Origin of the sequence: Lentzea sp., from assembly GCF_036380075.1 — a bacterium.
In the GTDB taxonomy this organism is placed as follows: domain Bacteria; phylum Actinomycetota; class Actinomycetes; order Mycobacteriales; family Pseudonocardiaceae; genus Lentzea.
Genome location: NZ_DASVFL010000134.1, coordinates 1 through 16,488, shown reverse-complemented (window position 1 = coordinate 16,488; position 16,488 = coordinate 1). Strand labels below are relative to the sequence as shown.

The window sequence follows — 16,488 nt, the reverse complement described above, 5'->3', positions numbered from 1 at the left end:
CAACGCCGTCGCGACGAGAGCCGCGCAGGCCAGCAGTTCCACGGTCAGCACCTGCCCGGTGCGGGCGAGGTGGTCGGCGAGGTGCAGCACGCTCACCACTCCCCGAGGTGCGTCATGCGCTCGGCGACCTTCTCCGGCGTCGGCGAGACCAGCTCCCCCGCCAGCCTCCCGTCCGCCAGGAACAGCACGCTGTGCGCCGCCGAGGCCGCGACCGGGTCGTGCGTCACCATCAGCACGGTCTGGCCCATCTCGTCCACGATCGACCGCAGCAGCGCCAGCACCTGCTGCGCCGTGCGCGTGTCGAGGGCACCGGTCGGTTCGTCGGCCAGCACGACCTCGGGCCGGGCCACCAGGGCGCGGGCGATGGCCACGCGCTGCTGCTGGCCGCCCGACAGCTCGGACGGGTGCCGCGACAGCCGGCCGTCGAGCCCGACCCGCGTCACGACCTCGCGCAGCCACCCGGCGTCGGCCCGGCGGCCCGCGAGGCGCAGCGGCAGGGTGATGTTCTGCTCGACGGTCAGCGACGGCAGCAGGTTGTAGGCCTGGAAGACGAACCCGATCCGGTCGCGCCGCACCACGGTGAGCGCGGCCTCCTTCAGGCCGCCGAGGTCGGTGTCGCCGAGCAGGACGCGGCCGGACGTCGGCCTGTCCATACCCGACGCGCAGTGCAGGAACGTGCTCTTGCCCGAGCCGGACGGACCCATCACCGCGGTGAAGGTGCCCCGCCGGATGCCGACGGTGACCTCGTCCAGTGCGGTGACGGCACCCCCTCCCGAGCCGTACACCTTCCGCACCGCCTGCAGCGACAGCGCGTCTGCCCTCATCACGTTCTCCTTGTCTCGCACCGGTTTCCGAGGAAGAACGTAATTTCGCGGGCGGCCGGGAACGATCACGCAGACTGCCCGGAGGGAGGTGGAGCCTGCTCCACCCGAGTGAGGAGTTCGTCGGCGTGGACAGATCCGGGAGGTCAGATTCGTCCGCTGCGACGAGGTGTCGGCACGAGCCGCGAACCTAGGTTTACTCGTGACCGGAGTCACGTCGACGTGGATGAGGCGCGCGGATGTCCAAGCTCAACGAGATCAGCGACTGGCTGCAGGAGAACCTGCCGCGACTGGTGGCCGAGCACGGCGTGGTGGGCGCGAGCGCCGCCGTGTCGGTGGGCGACGACGTCGTCGAGGCGGCCGCGGGTGTGCTCAACAAGAACACCGGGGTCGAGGCGACCACCGACTCGGTGTTCCAGGTCGGCTCGATCACCAAGGTCTGGACGGCGACGCTGGTGATGCAGCTCGCCGACGAGGGCCTGCTGGACGTCGACGCGCCCGTGCGCACCTACCTGCCGGACTTCCGGGTGGCCGACGAGGAGGCCTCCGCGGCCATCACGGTCCGGCAGCTGCTCAACCACACGGCGGGCTTCGAGGGCGACCTCTTCACCGACACCGGCCGCGGTGACGACTGCGTGGAGAAGTACGTCGCCACGCTGCACGACACCCCGCAGCTGTTCCCGCCCGGCGAGATGTTCAGCTACAACAACGCCGGCTACTGCGTGCTCGGCCGGATCGTGGAGGTGCTGCGCGACAAGCAGTACGACCGCTGCCTGCGCGAGCACCTGTTCGCCGAGCTCGGCCTCACCCACGCCGCCACGAGCGCGGACGAGGCGATCATGTTCCGCGCCGCCGTCGGGCACCTCACCCACGACGAGGAGACCGGGCCGCAGCTCGCGCCGGTCTGGTCGCTCGTGCGCTCGAACGCGCCGGCCGGCTCCATGCTCGCGATGAGCGCGAGCGAGCTGCTCAAGTTCGCGCGGATGCACATGAACGACGGCGCCGAGGTGCTGTCACCGGAGTCCGTCCGCGCCATGCAGGAGGTCCAGGTGCGGGTGCCGGACCTCGCGCTGATGGGCGACGCGTGGGGCCTGGGCTGGGAGATGTTCCACCACCCGCAGGGCACGGTCATCGGCCACGACGGCGGCACGATCGGCCAGAACGCCTTCCTGCGCCTGGTTCCCGAGCAGGGTGTGGCCATCGCGCTGCTCACCAACGGCGGCAACACCTTCGACCTCTACCAGGCGGTCTTCCGGCACGTGCTGCGCGAGCTGACCGGCATCGAGCTGTCCGCGATGCCCGAGCCCGCCGCGGAACCGGGACGCGTCGACGGCGAGCGGTTCACCGGCGTGTACGTGTCGTCGGTCGCCGAGCGCGTGATCACGCAGGACGAGGACGGCCGGATCTGGATGGAGCTCGTGCCCAAGGGGATCATGGCCGAGGTCAGCCCGGAGTCCGCCGGACGGACCGAGCTCGTGCCGTGGCGCAACGACACCCTCGTCGCCGCCGAGCCGGTGCACGGCATCCACATGCCGCACGCGTTCGTCGGCGACGACGGCCACGGGCACGCGCTCTACCTGCACACCGGCCGCGCGGACCGCCGGGTGGCCCCGTGATCTCCGGACTCCTGGAGAAGACCTTCGCGGACGTGGGCGTCGAGGGGTTCGTCCACGCCCGCGAGGTCGGCGTCGAGAACGGCCCCGAGGCGGGCCTCGGCGCCGACGACCCGGTCGTGCTGGCCTCGGTGTTCAAGATCCCCGTCGCGGTGGCGTTCGCCGAGGAGGTGGCGGCGGGCCGGCTCGACGAGACCGGGCGCACGCTCGTCACCTCCCGGTACCGCGTCGGCGGGATCGGCACGGCCGGGTGCGCCGACGACGTCGAGATGAGCTGGCGCGACGCCGCGCTGTTCATGATGACCATGAGCGACAACGCCGCGACGGACGTCGTCTTCCACCGGGTCGGCCAGGCCGCGGTCGACGCGGTGCTCGCGAACCTGGGCCTGGGCCGCACGCGGGTCCTGGGCTGCTGCGAGGACCTGTTCGCCTCGGTGGCCGCGGACCTCGGCACGGACGACGTCGAGCAGGTGCTCGGGAACCCTTCCTGGGACGTGGTCGGCAAGCTGTCCATTGTGGACCCCGAACGCACGACTTCCTCGACGCCGAGGGAGATCACGACCCTGCTGGACGCCATCTGGACCGACCACGCCGCCTCGCCGGAGGCGTGCGGGAAGGTCCGGTCGATCATGGCGCAGCAGGTCTGGCCGCACCGGCTCGGATCGGGGTTCCCGTCCGACGTCCGGATCTCCGCCAAGACCGGCACGTTGCCGAGCGTGCGCAACGAGGCCGGAGTCGTCGACTACCCCGACGGACGCCGCTACGCCGTGGCGGTGTTCACGCGTTCCCAGTCTCTCGACCTCCGGCAACCCGCCGTCGACGCGGTGATCGGCCGCGCCGGACGTCTCGCCGTCGACCACCTCCGGAGCCCATCATGAAGCGTGCGGTAGCCCTCCTCGGTGCCGTTGTCCTGACCACGTCGGCCTGCGGGACCCAGGGGAACTCCGGGTCCGGCGAGAAGGCACTGGCCGACGGCAAGACGTTCACCATGTCGATCGGCACGGATCCGGGCAGCCTGGATCCCGCCCTCACGGTCCTGTCCGCGGCCCGCGCGCTCGACCGGTTCCTCTACGCGGCGCTGATCGAGCGGACCCCCGAGGGCGAGATCATCGCCGGGCTCGCCGAGAAGTGGGAGGCCACGACCACCACCGCGACCTTCACGCTGCGCCAGGGCATCACGTGCACCGACGGCAGCCCGCTGACCGCCAAGGACGTCGCCGCGAACATCTCGTTCGTCGGCGACCCCGCGAACAAGGCGGCGCTGACGGGCCTGCAGGTCCCGGCGGGCACCACCGCCACGGCGGACGACGCGGCCCGCACGGTCACCGTCACCAGCGGCGCGCCGGACGCGTTCCTGCTGACGAACATCGGCACGCTGCCGATCGTGTGCGCCAAGGGCATGGCCGACCGCTCGCTGCTCGCGAAGGGCGAGCAGGGCACCGGCATGTTCAAGATCACCGAGATCGTGCCGAACGACCGCTACACGATGGAGCGCCGCAAGGACTTCGCGTGGGGACCAGGTGACTGGCAGCAGAACCAGCCGGGCCTGCCGGACAAGGTCGTGATCCGGGTGATCCCGAACGAGACGACCGCGGTCAACCTGCTGCTGCAGGGCCAGCTCACCGCCGCCCAGATCGTCGGGCCCGACCAGGAACGCCTGCTGGCGCAGAAGGTCGACCACGTCGACGGCGCGACGCCGCTGGGCACGCTGACGTTCAACCAGGCCGACGGGCACCCCGGCAAGGACCCGGCGGTGCGCAAGGCGCTCGTCCAGGGCCTCGACCTCAACCAGGTCGGCAAGGTGCTCACCAACGGCAAGGGCAAGCCGTCGCAGAGCCTCGTGACGGTCCAGCCGCGGCCGTGCACCGGCGACAACGTCGGCCCGAACCTGGCCAAGTTCGACAAGGCGGCGGCCACGTCGGCGCTCGACGCGGCGGGCTGGAAGGCGGGTGCGGACGGCACGCGGGTCAAGGACGGCAAGCCGTTGACCGTCAAGCTGCTCCAGCCGACCGTCGCCGGGCCGACGCTCACCTCGAGCGCCGAGCTGATCCAGCAGACGTGGCAGGGCATCGGCGTGAAGGTGGAGATCGCGCCCGTCGACTCGGCCGGCATCAACCAGGCGCTGTTCGACACCGGCGCGTGGGACGCGTCGATGGTGCCGCTCACGCTCTCGCTGCCGAGCCAGCTCACGCCGTTCGCGTCCGGCGCGCTGCCGCCCGACGGCGTGAACTTCGCCCACATCTCCAACGCCGAGTTCGACGCGCAGTCGAAGGAGGCCGCCACCAAGGCGGGCAAGGACGGGTGCGAGAACTGGAACAAGGCCGAGGCCGCGCTGGTGAAGGACTCCAGCTTCATCCCCTACTACGACTCGGTGCTGCCGGTGTTCGTGAAGGGCGCGAAGTTCACGATCAGCGACAGCCCGGACCCGGCGTCGATCCGGATGCTCGCGTCATGATCGAGGTGCGCCGGCGGGCGGAGGGCGTCAGCACCTGGCTGCCCTTCGCCCGGCGCAGGGCCGTGCGGTTCCTGGTCTCGCTGTGGGTGCTGGTGACCGCGGCGTTCCTGATGATCCACCTGATCCCCGGCGACCCGGTCCGCGAGTCGCTCGGTCTCGCCGCGCCCCCGGACGTCGTCGCCTCCCGGCGCGCGGCGCTGGGGCTCGACGACCCGCTGCTCGTGCAGTACTGGCGCTACCTCACCGGCCTCTTCCGCGGTGACCTCGGCACCTCGCTGACGACGAACACCCCGGTGTCCGACCTGATCGGCGACCGGCTGCCCGCGACCGTGCAGCTCGCGGTGCTCGCGTTCCTGTTCGTGATCGTCGTGGCGGTGCCGGTCGGTGTCGTGATGGCGGTCCTGACCAAGGGCGGCCGACGCCGCGGTGGCGAGCTCGCGTTCACGTCGTCGAGCGTCGTGCTCGCGGCGATCCCGGAGTTCCTGCTCGCCGTCGGGCTCGTGAGCCTGCTCGCGGTGACGCTGAACCTGTTCCCGGTGGCGGGCAACGACGCGCCAGGGTCGTGGGTGCTCCCGGTGCTGGCGCTGGCGATCGGACCGGCCGCCGTGCTCGCGCGGATCGTGCGGGTGGAGCTGCTCTCCGTGCTGGGCAACGACTTCGTGCGGACCGCGCGGGCGAAGCGGTTGCCGGCGCGGCTGGTCTACCTGCGGCACGCGCTGCCCAACGCCGTCACCGCGACCCTCACGCTCGGCGGCATGCTGCTGGCGTCGCTGGTCGCCGGGACCGTGCTGGTGGAGAACGTGTTCGCGTGGCCGGGACTGGGGTCGACGATCGTCGGCTCGATCCAGCAGAAGGACTACCCCACCGTGCAGGGAATCGTGCTCGTCTACGGCGCCGGCGTGCTGCTGGTGAACCTCGTCGTGGACGTCGTGCTGGCGTTGCTCGACCCGCGTTCGACGATCAGGGAGGCCTGATGCGCGCCGCACTCCGCTCCCCCGTCGGCCTGGCGTCGGCCGTGCTCCTCGCGGTGCTGGTGCTGCTGGCCGTGTTCGCCCCGCTGCTGTGGGGCGACCGGGCCGCCGCCATCGACACCGACTCGTTGCAGCAGGGCCCGTCCGCGGACCACCTGCTCGGCACCGATCAGCTCGGCCGCGACATCTTCCACCGCGTCCTCGTCGCCACCCGGCTGACGATCGGGCTCGCGCTGCTGGCCACGCTGATCGGCGTGACGACCGGTCTGGTGCTGGGGTCCGTGCCGTCGGTGCTGCCCCGGTGGGCGGCCCGCGTCGTCACCTCGGCCGTGAACATCGCCGTGGCGTTCCCCGGTCTGCTGCTGGCGTTGTTCTTCGCCGTCATCTTCGGCACCGGCACGATCGGCGCGGTGCTCGCCATCGCGTTCGCGATCGCGCCGTCGTTCGCCCGGCTCACCCAGACGCTCACGGCGGCGGTGAGCGGACGTGACTTCATCAAGGCCGCGCGGGTGTGCGGGGTGGGCCGGTTCCGGTTGCTGGTGCGGCACATCCTGCCCAACATCGCCGAACCGCTCGTCATCAACGCGACCCTGGCGGCGGGGTCCGCGCTGACCGCGTTCGCCGGCCTGTCGTTCCTCGGCATCGGCGTCCAGGCGCCGTCCTACGACTGGGGACGGCTGCTCGGCGAGGGCCTGCAGCGCATCTACATCTCCCCCGCCCCCGCGCTGGGCCCGGCAATCGCCGTCGTGCTCGCCGGGCTCGCGTTCAACCTGTTCGGCGAGGCGGCCGCGTCCGCCGCCGGCGGCAGGCAGCAGGTGCGGGGCCGCGCGGTCGCACGGCACGATTCCACTGTGGAGGAGCCGGACGAGGGCCTGCTGACCGTTCGGAACCTGCACGTGTCGTTCCCCGGCGGCATCACGCCGGTGCGCGGGGTGTCGTTCACCGTCCACAACGGAGAGATGATCGGCGTGGTCGGCGAGTCGGGCTCCGGCAAGAGCCTCACGGCACTGGCCGTGTCGCGTCTGGTCGAACACCCCGGCACCGTGACCGCCGACCGGCTCGACTTCGACGGCAAGCCGCTGCGCACGACCTCGGACCGCGACCTCGGCACGAAGCTCGCGATGGTGTTCCAGGACCCGATGACGTCGTTCAACCCGACGCGCCGCATCGGCAGCCAGCTCGCCGAGGTGTCCGAGGTGCACCAAGGGCTCTCGCGCAAGGAAGCGGTGAGGAAGGCGGTCGATCGGTTGCGCGCCGTGCGGATTCCCGAGCCGGAGCGACGCGTGAAGCAGTACCCGCACGAGTTCTCCGGCGGTATGCGGCAGCGCGCGATGATCGCGATGGGCCTCATGGGCGAGCCGCAGCTGGTGATCGCCGACGAGCCCACCACGGCGCTCGACGTCACCGTGCAGCGCGAGGTGCTCAAGCTGCTGGCGCGGATCAGGGCCGAACGCACCGCGGCGGTGCTGCTGATCAGCCACGACATCACTGTGGTCGCGCAGACCTGCGACCGCGTGCTGGTGATGTACGCGGGCCGGATCGTCGAGGAGCTGCCGACCGACGAGCTGTTCACCGCCGCCCGCCACCCGTACACGACGGCGCTGCTGGCCGCGGTGCCCGACCTGGACACCGACCGGGAGGCGCCGCTGGCGGTCATCCCGGGCCGGCCACCGGAGCCGGGCGAGATCGCGCGGGGCTGCCCGTTCGCGCCGCGCTGCCCGCTGGCCGAGGACCGGTGCCGAGAAGAGGAGCCTGAGCTGACGGAGATGTCGGACGGCCACCGGGTGGCGTGCTGGAAGTCCGAGAAGGAACTGACCCTGGCGGCTGCCGGAGGTGCGCGATGAGCGAGCTCCGCTTCGACCGCGTCAGCGTCCGCTACGGCCACCACCTGGCCGTCGACGACGTCTCGCTGGTCGTCCCGTCGGGCCAGGTCGTGGGCCTGGTCGGCGAGTCCGGCTCCGGCAAGTCCACCCTCGCGGCCACCGCGGTGGGACTGGTCCCCGTCACCAGCGGGCAGGTGCTGGTCGACGGCGAGACCCGGCACCGGCGCAAGGTCCAGATGGTGTTCCAGGACCCGTACTCCTCGCTCGACCCGCGGATGAGCATCGGCGGCTCCATCGCCGAGGCCATGCCGAAGGGCGTGCACAAGAAGGCCGAGGTCGCGCGGCTCCTCGAACTGGTGAACCTCGATCCCGGCCGCGCCACGTCGTTGCCCGCGCGGCTGTCCGGCGGGCAACGGCAGCGGGTCGCGCTCGCGAGGGCGCTGGCCGGGCAGCCGGAGGTCGTCGTCGCCGACGAGATCACGTCCGCGCTCGACGTGTCCGTGCAGGGAGCCGTGCTGAACCTCGTGCGCGACCTGCAGCGGCAGCTCGGGTTGTCGATGCTGTTCATCTCGCACAACCTGGCCGTCGTGCGGTACGTGAGCGACCGGATCGCCGTCATGAAGGACGGCCGGATCGTCGAGGAGGGACCGGCGGAGCAGGTGCTCACCGAGCCGGGCCACGAGTACACGCGCGAGCTGCTCGCGGCCGCGCCGAAGCGGCACACCAGGCTGGAGGCCTCATGACCGGCGATCTGCACGGGCGCAGCGTCGTCGCCGACACCCACAACGACCTGCTCACCGCCATCGCGCACCGGCCCGTCGAGCAGTGGGTGCCGCACTTCCGCGACCGCTGGCTGCCGCAGCTGGAGGCCGGCGGGGTCAACGTCCAGGTGCTGCCGGTGTTCGTGGACGACGTGTTCCGCCCCGAGGGCGCGCTGCGGCAGACGCTCCGGGAGATCGAGGCGGCCCACCGCATCGCCGAGGCCTGCCCCGGCGCGGTCGCGCTCTGCCGCGACGGCGCCGAGATCGACGCGGCGCTGGCGGACAACCGCATCGCGCTCGTGCTCGCCCTAGAAAGCGCGCCCGGCGTCGGCGAGGACGTCGAACTGCTCGAGACGCTCAGCCGGCTGGGCGTGCGGATCGCGTCGCTCGCGCACTTCGGCCGCACCGCGCTGGCCGACGGCAGCGGTGAGGACGCCACCGGCAGCAGGCTCACCAGGGCGGGGGTCGAGGCGCTGCGCGAGATGGAGCGGCTCGGCATGATCTTCGACGTCAGCCACCTCGGCGCGGCGGGCGTGGACCACGTGCTGGAGCTCGCGACCCGTCCCGTCATGGCGACCCACTCGTCGGCACGGGCGTTGCGCGACCACCACCGCAACCTCACCGACGACCAGCTCAGGGGCATCGCGGCCAACGGCGGCGTGGTGTGCGTGAACTTCTTCGCGCCGTTCCTGCACGAGTCCGACTTCACCATCGACCGGCTCATCGACCACATCGAGCACGTCGCGGGCGTCATGGGCATCCTGCACGTCGGCCTCGGCCCGGACTTCGTCAAGGAGGTCCTCGCCGACACCACACCGCCGTGCTGCGAGACGCAGGCCATCGAGGGGGTGCCGATCGATCAGTTCCTGCCGGGCCTGGAGGGGCCGGCGGGCCTGCCGCTCGTCACCGAGGCGCTGCAGAAGCGCGGCTGGGCCGACGACGACATCGCCCTGGTGCTGGGCCGCAACGTGCTCGATCTCTTCCGCGCCGAGCTCGGCGCCACCCGTTGACGAGGGGGACCACCACCATGACCACCATCGAGGACCTGTACGGCTTCGCGCTGCCCGAGCAGCCCGCGATCTCCCCCGACGGCACGGACGTCGTGTACGTGCTGCGGACCACCGACCGCGAGGCCGACCGCGACGAACGCGCGCTGTGGCGGCTGTCCGGCGGCAAGGCCCGGCAGCTCACCAGGGGCAAGGCCGACGTGGCGCCCGCGTGGTCGCCGAAGGGCGGCATCATCGCGTTCCTGCGCGCCCAGGACGGACCGGCGCAGCTCTGGCTGCTGCCCGCCGACGGTGGCGAGCCCGAGCAGCTGACGGACCTGCCGCTCGGCGCGGGCGCGCCCGTGTGGAACGCGGACGGCACCCGGCTCGCGTTCTCCGCGCCCGTCGACATCGCGGACGCCCAGGCGCCGATCGTCACCGAGCGGCTCGCCTACAAGGCCGACGGCGCCGGCTACCTGCGCAGCATCCGGTCCCACCTGCACGTGCTCGACCTGGAGTCCCGCGAGGTGCGCCAGGTGACCGCGGGCGACTACTTCGCGGGCTCCCCCGCGTGGTCGCCGGACGGGTCGAAGCTCGCCTTCACCGCGTCGCTCGACGACGACGCCGACCTGACGTTCCGCGCGGCGGTGCACGTCGTCGACGTCGAGGGCCACGCGGAACCGAGGGTCGTCGGGCTCGCCGAGGGGCAGGCCGCGACCGTCGAGTGGACCGAGGAGGGCCTGCTCGTCACCGGGCGGACCACGGCCGACGCCGGGCACGTCGACCTGCTGCACCTGTCGCTCGACGGCGAGGTGCGCTCGCTGACCGGCGCGCTCGACCGCAACGTGATGCCCGGTGCGCCGGGCTACCCCGGCGGCGCCCCGGCGCTCGACGGTGGCTCGGTGCTGTTCTGCGCCCGCGACCGCGGCTTCACCCAGCTCTACGCCGTGGACCCCGCCGGCGGCGAGCCGCGCCTGGTCCTGGGCGGCGACTCCCGCGCGGTGTCCGGACTGTCCATCGCGGGCGGGGTCGCCGCCGTCGTGCTGGGCACGGCCACGTCCTACGGCGAGGTCGCCACGGTCGACCTGGCGAGCGGCGAGGTGACCGTCCACACCGGACACGGCTCCGACGACGTGGTGGCGCGCGAGGAGCGCGAGTTCACCATCTCCGACGGCACCGTCGTGCACGGCTGGCTGCTGCGCGACCCCGAGCGCACCGGCCCGCTGCCGTTGCTGCTCGACATCCACGGCGGCCCGCACAACGCGTGGAACGGCACCGCCGACCCGGTCCACCTCTACCACCAGGTGCTGGCGCAGCAGGGCTGGGCGGTGCTGACGCTCAACCCGCGCGGCAGCGACGGCTACGGCGAGGACTTCTACAAGGCGGCGCTCGGCGCGTGGGGCAAGGCCGACGCCAAGGACTTCCTGGAGCCGCTCGACCAGCTCGTCGACGAGGGGCTCGCGGACCCCGACAAGCTCGCCGTCACCGGCTACAGCTACGGCGGCTTCATGACCTGCTACCTGACCAGCCGGGACGGGCGGTTCGCCGCCGCCGTCGCCGGTGGCGTGGTCGCCGACCTGACCAGCATGGACGGCACCTCCGACGGCGGGCACTACATCACCAGGCTGGAGCTGGGCGGCCGGGGCGAGCACCTCGCGGAGCTGTCCCCGTTCACGCTCGTCGACCAGGTCGGCACGCCGACGCTGGTCTACCAGGGCGCCGCCGACGACCGGTGCCCGGTCGGCCAGGCCGAGCAGTGGTTCTCCGCGCTGCGCCAGAACTCGGTGCCCGCCCAGCTCGTGCTGTACCCGGACGAGTCGCACCTGTTCATCCTCAACGGCAAGCCGTCGCACCGCGCGGACTTCAACCACCGCGTCGTCGACTGGGTGCGCGAGCACGCCGAGCACCGCCGGCCGCTCGACGCGAAGCACTGGCAGCGCAGGCTCTCCGCGCTCGCGACGAAGCACGGCGTGCCCGGCGCGGCGCTCGGCATCCTCTACAAGGGCGAGGTCGTCCAAGCCCACCACGGCGTCCTGAACACCAGGACCGGCGTCGAGGTCACCGACGACTCGATCTTCCAGATCGGCTCGATCGGCAAGGTCTGGACGTCGACGGTCGTCATGCAGCTCGTCGACGAGGGCAAGCTCGACCTCGACACGCCGATCGTGGACGTGCTGCCGGAGCTCAAGCTGAAGGACCCGGTCGTCGGGCAGAAGGTGACCATGCGCCACCTGCTCACCCACACCAGCGGCATCGACGGCGACCTGTTCACCGACACCGGCCGCGGCGACGACTGCCTGGAGCGCTACGTCGAGCTGCTCGCCGACGCGCCGCAGAACCACCCGCTCGGCGCCACGTTCTCCTACAGCAACGCCGGTTTCGTGCTCGCGGGCCGGGTGATCGAGAAGCTCACCGGCGGGACGTGGGACGCGGCGCTCAAGGAGAAGCTGTTCGCGCCGCTCGGCCTCGAGCACACCGGCACCCTGCCGGAGGAGGCCCTGCTGCACCTCGCCGCCGTCGGGCACATGGACCAAGACGGCGAGCAGGTGCCGGCGCCGGTGTGGCAGCTGCCGCGCTCGCTCGGCCCCGCCGGCACGATCTTCTCGACCACCGAGGACGTGCTGAAGTTCGCCCGCATGCACCTCGAGGGCGGTGTGGCGCAGGACGGCACGCGGGTGCTGTCCGAGCAGTCCGCGGCGACGATGACCGAGAAGCAGACCGACCTGCCGGACCCGAACGTGCTCGGCGACTCGTGGGGCGTCGGCTGGATCCGGTTCGGCTGGGACGGGCACCGGCTGATCGGCCACGACGGCAACACGATCGGGCAGTCCGCGTTCCTGCGCCTGCTGCCGGAGCAGCAGCTCGCGGTCACGCTGCTGACCAACGGCGACCACGCGCGCGAGATCTACCTGGAGCTCTACCGCGAGATCTTCGCCGAGCTGGCCGGCGTGGCCATGCCGCGGCCGATGGAGCCGCCGGCCGAGCTGCCGGAGATCGACCCGAAGCGGTACGTGGGCCGGTACGAGCGGGAGTCCACGCTCATGGAGGTCTACGAGGGCGAGCACGGGCTGCGGCTCAAGGCGGCGATCACCGGTCCGCTGAAGGGCATCGTCCCCGACCCGCCGGACGTCGACCTGGTCCCGGTCGACGACTCCACGTTCGTGTGCCGCGAGTCGGAGAACGCGAGCTGGACCTCCGTCGTGTTCTACTCGCTGCCCACGGGTGAGGAGTACGTGCACATGGGTGTCCGCGCCACGCCGAAGGTGTCCTGATGACTCTGCTGGCTGACATCGAGCGGCTCGTGACCTGCGAGTCGCCGTCGACCGACCTCGCGGCGGTCGCCCGCAGCGCGGAGGTCACCGCCGAGGTGGGCTCCGCCCTGCTCGGGGCGGCGCCGGAGCGGATCGTGCTGGACGGCCGCACGCACCTGCGCTGGCGGCTGGGAACCGGTCCGCGCAAGGTGCTGCTGCTCGGCCACCACGACACGGTGTGGCCGATCGGGACGCTGGAGCGGATCCCGTTCGAGGTGCGCGACGGCGTGCTGCGCGGGCCGGGCTGCTTCGACATGAAGACCGGCGTCGCGATGATCTTCCACGCCGTCGCGTCGCTGGGGTCTCCCGACGGCGTCACGGTGCTGGTCACCGGGGACGAGGAGATCGGCTCGCCGTCGTCGCGCGGGCTGATCGAGGAGGAGGCCGTGCAGCACTCGGCCGTGTTCGTCACCGAGGGGTCCGCGGACGGCGGCGCGCTCAAGACCGAGCGCAAGGGCACGTCCATGTACGAGGTGACGCTGCACGGCCGGGCGTCGCACGCCGGTCTCGAACCCGAACGCGGCGTGAACGCGACCGTCGAGGCCGCGCACCAGATCCTCGCCGTGGCGGCGCTGGCGGACGCCACCGCCGGCACGACCGTGGTCCCGACGGTGCTGTCCGCCGGTACGACGACGAACACCGTTCCCGCACAGGGGAAGTTCATGGTGGACGTGCGCGTGCGCAACCTCGCGGAGCAGCTGCGCGTGGACCGGGCGATGCGGGCGCTGGAACCGGTGCTGGACTCCTCGAAGATCGAGGTGACCGGTGGCCCGAACCGCGCTCCGATGGAGCTCTCGGCGTCCTCCGGGCTGTTCGGCCTGGCCTCGCGGCTGGCGGACTTCGAGCTCGCGCAGGCCGCGGTCGGCGGCGCGTCGGACGGCAACTTCACCGCGGGGGTGGGCGTCGCGACGCTCGACGGACTCGGCGCGGTGGGCGGTGGGGCGCACGCCGAGAACGAGCACGTGCTGGTGTCGGAGCTGGCACCGCGCACCGCGCTTCTCGCGGCGCTCGTGAAGGAGCTGACATGACGTTGGTGGCGCAGAACGTGGTGGTGCGCCAGCTCACCGAGTACGCGGAACTGCTGGCGACGCAACGGTTGTACGAGTCGATCTGGCGGCCGACCGGCGACGGCGGCACTCCGCCGGTCAACGCGGAGCTGCTGCGGGCGATGGCCAAGGCCGGCAGCTACGTCGGCGGCGCGTTCGACGGCGACGAGCTGGTCGGCGCGTGCATCGGCTTCTGCTCGCCGCCGGCCGCGGGGGCATTGCACAGCCACATCGCGGGCGTGGCGGCCGGGATGCGCGGCCGCAACGTCGGCTACGCGATGAAGCTCGACCAGCGGGCGTGGGCCCTGGAACGCGGGCTCACCGAGATCACCTGGACGTTCGACCCGCTGGTGCGCCGCAACGCCTACTTCAACCTGGGCAAGCTCGCCGCGGACGCGACCGAGTACCTGCCGGACTTCTACGGGCACATGGACGACGACATCAACGGCGGCGGCGAGACCGACCGGCTGCTGATCCGGTGGCGGATCTCCTCGCCGGAGGTCGCCGAGGCGTGCGAGGGCCACCCGCGCGCCACCACCGCCACGGGCGTGATCGGCCTCGGGATCTCCGAGGACGGCCTGCCGCTGCGGGGCACCGGGTCGGCGGGCACGGTGCTCGTCGCGGTGCCGCCGGACATCGAGGCGCTGCGGGCCACGAACCCGGCCGCGGCCACCGAATGGCGCTACGCCGTGCGCGACGTCCTGGGCGAGCTGCTCGCCGCGGGCGCCCGCGTCACCGGGTTCGACAGGTCCGGCTGGTACGTCGTGGAGAGGGAGGAACAGCCGTGAAGCTCGACGGGGTGGAGATCCGCTGGATCGAGATGCCGCTGAAGTCCCCGTTCCGCACGTCGTTCGGCACGCAGACCACGCGCCAGCTGCTGCTGCTCCGCGCCGTGGCGGACTCGGCGGAGGGCTGGGGCGAGTGCGTCGCGATGGCCGACCCGGTGTACTCGTCGGAGTACCTGGAGGGCTGCGCGGACGTGCTGCGGCGGTTCCTCGTGCCGGCGCTGTCCGGGGACGTCGACGGCGTGTCCGTCGCGCCGCGGCTGAGCAGGTTCCGCGGGCACCGGATGGCCAAGGGCGCGCTGGAGATGGCGGTGCTGGACGCCGAGCTGCGCACCCGCGGCGTGTCGTTCGGCCGCGAGCTCGGCGCGACGCGCGACCGCGTGCCGTGCGGGGTGTCGGTCGGGATCATGAACTCGATCCCGGAGCTGCTCGACGCCGTCGGCGGCTACCTCGCCGAGGGCTACGTCCGGATCAAGCTCAAGATCGAGCCCGGCTGGGACGTCGAGCCGGTGCGCGCGGTGCGCGAGCAGTTCGGCGACGACGTGCTGCTGCAGGTCGACGCCAACACCGCCTACACCCTCGGCGACGCCCGGCACCTGGCCCGGCTCGACCCGTTCGACCTGCTGCTGATCGAGCAGCCGCTGGACGAGGAGGAGATCCTCGCCCACGCCGAGCTGGCGAAGGTCGTGCGCACGCCGATCTGCCTGGACGAGTCGATCACCTCGGCCAAGTCGGCCGCGGACGCGATCACGCTCGGCGCCTGCCAGATCGTGAACATCAAGCCGGGCCGCGTCGGCGGCTACCTGGAGGCGCGGCGCATCCACGACGTGTGCGCGGCGCACGGCATCGCGGTGTGGTGCGGCGGGATGCTCGAGACGGGCATCGGCCGGGCGGCGAACGTGGCGCTGGCGGCGCTGCCGGGCTGCACGTTGCCGGGCGACACCTCGGCGTCCGACCGCTACTACGCGATGGACGTGACCGAGCCGTTCGTGCTGGACGACGGCCACCTGGCCGTGCCGACCGGTCCCGGCCTGGGCGTGACACCGCTGCCGGACGCCCTCGACGCCGTGACGGTGAAGACGGAGTGGATCGCCTTGTAGTCAAAGCCGCTCTGACACGTGGAAACATAACTCCTGCGGTCAGCACTACTCCATTCAAGTTCGTTGACGGACGTATTGCCGCGCTCGACACTTCCTCGCGCTCGTAGCGCGCGGCGTGGTTCCACAGAGCGAAGACCGGCAGCGCCATGGTGTGGCTGTCGCTCGCCAGGCGTGCATGACGAGGCCGACCAACCCGCGCGGAGTCGTCTCGGTGGCGAACAGCACACCAAGGACCATGTTCGCGGACCCGTTGACGTCGATCGCGAGTACGTTGCCAAGACCGGCGGTTCAGTTAGGTCAGGGCCGAGAGGACGGGATAGTCGGAGTAGGCGGTGACCGCGAGGCCAACCACATGGGTGCCGACAGACATGACATGAAAGGCCGCAAGAAGGGTCGCAGCAAGTTGTTCGCATCCGACAGGATGCCCGTCGATGCACAAGACACGGCCGAGGAGGAAGGGCCGGCGCGGAGTAAGCGATCCACGGCCATAGCCTGTTCTACGTCTTTCTCCTGTCTGGGCGCTCAACGCGACAACCTATCGCGCCAGCGCACGAGCTCCCGGTGAACCGTCGCCGTACTGGGATGGTCGGGCCCGAGCACACGAAGTTGATCGGCCAGCACCGCGTCGTACTCGGCCACGGCGTGCGCAGGCCCGCGAGCCTTTCCCAGCAAACTGGCCAGACCGGCACGAGTGGCCAGGGTGCTTGGGTGATCGGGTCCCAGCACCCTCGACTGGTCGGTCAGCACGTCCTCGCACGCTGCCACGGCCTCGGCCGCGTCCCCGGCTTCGCCACTCCACCGGGCCAATTCGTACCG

The 16,488-nt window shown here is 71.8% G+C and carries 12 protein-coding genes and 1 pseudogene; 11 read left to right on the top strand and 2 right to left on the bottom strand.

Features of this window, described 5'->3' with window-relative positions:
* Positions 1–92: 92 nt before the first annotated feature.
* Positions 93–824: an ABC transporter ATP-binding protein gene (locus tag VF330_RS16155; RefSeq protein WP_330852414.1), complete on the bottom strand. Its 732-nt coding sequence runs from the start codon at positions 822–824 to the stop codon at positions 93–95.
* Positions 825–1,060: 236 nt separating this feature from the next.
* On the opposite strand from VF330_RS16155, the gene VF330_RS16150 reads away from it, so the two are divergent.
* The 11 genes and pseudogenes from VF330_RS16150 to menC all read left to right on the top strand — a co-directional run bounded on the left by VF330_RS16150 (position 1,061) and on the right by menC (position 15,672).
* The gene (locus tag VF330_RS16150) at positions 1,061–2,437 is read left to right on the top strand and encodes a serine hydrolase domain-containing protein (RefSeq protein ID WP_330852413.1); all 1,377 of its coding nucleotides are present in this window, start codon (positions 1,061–1,063) and stop codon (positions 2,435–2,437) included.
* Positions 2,434–3,312, top strand: coding sequence for a serine hydrolase (locus VF330_RS16145; RefSeq protein ID WP_414675382.1), 879 nt, complete (start codon positions 2,434–2,436; stop codon positions 3,310–3,312). Before VF330_RS16150 ends, VF330_RS16145 begins: the two co-directional genes overlap by 4 nt.
* Positions 3,309–4,889 (top strand): ABC transporter substrate-binding protein, encoded by a 1,581-nt coding sequence (locus VF330_RS16140; RefSeq protein WP_330852412.1) that lies wholly within the window; start codon positions 3,309–3,311, stop codon positions 4,887–4,889. The genes VF330_RS16145 and VF330_RS16140 overlap by 4 nt, the downstream gene beginning before the upstream one ends.
* On the top strand, positions 4,886–5,863 hold the full coding sequence (locus VF330_RS16135; protein WP_330852411.1) for an ABC transporter permease: 978 nt from the start codon (positions 4,886–4,888) through the stop codon (positions 5,861–5,863). Before VF330_RS16140 ends, VF330_RS16135 begins: the two co-directional genes overlap by 4 nt.
* Positions 5,863–7,704 carry a dipeptide/oligopeptide/nickel ABC transporter permease/ATP-binding protein gene (locus VF330_RS16130; RefSeq protein ID WP_330852410.1) on the top strand — a complete coding sequence of 614 codons (1,842 nt, stop codon included), beginning with the start codon at positions 5,863–5,865 and terminating at the stop codon, positions 7,702–7,704. The genes VF330_RS16135 and VF330_RS16130 overlap by 1 nt, the downstream gene beginning before the upstream one ends.
* Positions 7,701–8,414 (top strand): annotated as a pseudogene (locus VF330_RS16125) (ABC transporter ATP-binding protein); the annotation flags it as partial. The gene VF330_RS16130 and the pseudogene VF330_RS16125, both read left to right, overlap by 4 nt.
* 8 nt (positions 8,415–8,422) lie before the next feature.
* Positions 8,423–9,454: a dipeptidase gene (locus VF330_RS16120; protein ID WP_330852409.1), complete on the top strand. Its 1,032-nt coding sequence runs from the start codon at positions 8,423–8,425 to the stop codon at positions 9,452–9,454.
* Between the two features lie 17 nt (positions 9,455–9,471).
* Positions 9,472–12,702: a serine hydrolase gene (locus tag VF330_RS16115; RefSeq protein WP_330852408.1), complete on the top strand. Its 3,231-nt coding sequence runs from the start codon at positions 9,472–9,474 to the stop codon at positions 12,700–12,702.
* Complete coding sequence (locus VF330_RS16110) at positions 12,702–13,769, top strand: M20 family metallopeptidase (RefSeq protein ID WP_330852407.1); 1,068 nt, start codon at positions 12,702–12,704, stop codon at positions 13,767–13,769. The genes VF330_RS16115 and VF330_RS16110 overlap by 1 nt, the downstream gene beginning before the upstream one ends.
* Positions 13,766–14,575, top strand: a complete 810-nt coding sequence (locus VF330_RS16105) for a GNAT family N-acetyltransferase (RefSeq protein ID WP_330852406.1) — start codon at positions 13,766–13,768, stop codon at positions 14,573–14,575. Before VF330_RS16110 ends, VF330_RS16105 begins: the two co-directional genes overlap by 4 nt.
* A complete protein-coding gene (menC, locus tag VF330_RS16100; protein ID WP_330852405.1) occupies positions 14,572–15,672 on the top strand; it encodes an o-succinylbenzoate synthase in 1,101 nt (366 codons plus the stop codon). Before VF330_RS16105 ends, menC begins: the two co-directional genes overlap by 4 nt.
* Before the next feature lie 522 nt (positions 15,673–16,194).
* Here the strand turns inward: menC and VF330_RS16095 are convergent.
* A partial coding sequence (locus tag VF330_RS16095) for a tetratricopeptide repeat protein (RefSeq protein WP_330852404.1) occupies positions 16,195–16,488 on the bottom strand: 294 nt, incomplete at its 5' end.

Coding starts and splice junctions, on each gene's coding strand:
- VF330_RS16155 (WP_330852414.1), bottom strand. CDS start 824: ATGAGGGCAGACGCGCTGTCGCTGCAGGCGGTGCGGAAGGTGTACGGC.
- VF330_RS16150 (WP_330852413.1), top strand. CDS start 1,061: ATGTCCAAGCTCAACGAGATCAGCGACTGGCTGCAGGAGAACCTGCCG.
- VF330_RS16140 (WP_330852412.1), top strand. CDS start 3,309: ATGAAGCGTGCGGTAGCCCTCCTCGGTGCCGTTGTCCTGACCACGTCG.
- VF330_RS16135 (WP_330852411.1), top strand. CDS start 4,886: ATGATCGAGGTGCGCCGGCGGGCGGAGGGCGTCAGCACCTGGCTGCCC.
- VF330_RS16130 (WP_330852410.1), top strand. CDS start 5,863: ATGCGCGCCGCACTCCGCTCCCCCGTCGGCCTGGCGTCGGCCGTGCTC.
- VF330_RS16120 (WP_330852409.1), top strand. CDS start 8,423: ATGACCGGCGATCTGCACGGGCGCAGCGTCGTCGCCGACACCCACAAC.
- VF330_RS16115 (WP_330852408.1), top strand. CDS start 9,472: ATGACCACCATCGAGGACCTGTACGGCTTCGCGCTGCCCGAGCAGCCC.
- VF330_RS16110 (WP_330852407.1), top strand. CDS start 12,702: ATGACTCTGCTGGCTGACATCGAGCGGCTCGTGACCTGCGAGTCGCCG.
- VF330_RS16105 (WP_330852406.1), top strand. CDS start 13,766: ATGACGTTGGTGGCGCAGAACGTGGTGGTGCGCCAGCTCACCGAGTAC.